This is a genomic window from Streptomyces hainanensis, from assembly GCF_004348415.1.
GTDB classification, from domain to species: Bacteria; Actinomycetota; Actinomycetes; order Streptomycetales; family Streptomycetaceae; genus Streptomyces; species Streptomyces hainanensis.
The window spans coordinates 1-834 of record NZ_SMKI01000884.1; the positions used below are offsets into that span (position 1 = coordinate 1).

Here is an 834-nt window from a genome sequence, read left to right on the forward strand (position 1 = left end):
GGACGCCGCTCTCGCCGGCGACCACGTCGGCCCAGGCGGTGAACGACTCGGGCTTGAGGCTGAGCACCGGGACGGGCACCGGCGCCGCCACCGGCTCCTCGGCCGGGGTGGGGAGCGGCCGCAGCGGGTCGGGACCGACCGGCGGGGGGCCGTGGCCGACGCGGCCGTTGGGCGCGGCGAAACCGCCGGCGGCCAGTTCGGCGCGGAAGGGGTTGAGCGAGGTGCGGTGCCACAGGTAGGTGGGCAGCAGGTGGACGAGCGCGGTGGGGCCGCCGGCGGCGAGGCGGCCGAGCAGGGTGTCGGCGGCGGGGCCCGCCCAGCCGTGGCCGAGGCCGTCGGTCACGACGAGGTGGATCCGGCTGCCGCGGGCGTCGATCAGCTCGGCCGGGTCGCCGGTGCGGCCGCCCGGCCAGCGCAGCGTGGCCTCGCCGCGGCGCGGTAACGCGAGGCGCACCACGCGCACGTCGCGGAAGGCGCCGCTGCGTTCGGCCTCGGTACCGAGGGCGGCGACGGCGTCGTCCCAGATCCGCATGGTGGGGCCGTCGTCGGCGAGCACCACCAGGTCGAGCGCGGTCTCGCCGGCCGGCCGCAGATAGGGGATCCACAGGTCGTCGCTGATGCCGTGTCGGGCGGTGCGCTCCTCGTCGAGGACGGCGCGGCTGCGGGACGGCACCCGGCGGCGCAGCCCGTGCAGGGCCTTGGCCAGCCGGACGGGCGCGGCGGCCGGCGGCGCGGGCCGGCGCGTCGAAGCGCCCGGCGCGCTCGCGGCGTGGACCGGCGCGTCGGGTGGTGTGGGGGCGCCCGGTGCCGGCTCGGACGTGGGCGGGCTGTCCC

At 79.7% G+C, this 834-nt stretch carries 1 protein-coding gene; it reads right to left on the reverse strand.

Annotated elements, in window-relative coordinates:
- Window positions 1–834, reverse strand: an 834-nt coding sequence (locus tag E1283_RS37935; protein WP_279571326.1) for an SAV_2336 N-terminal domain-related protein, incomplete at both ends; no start/stop codon positions are given.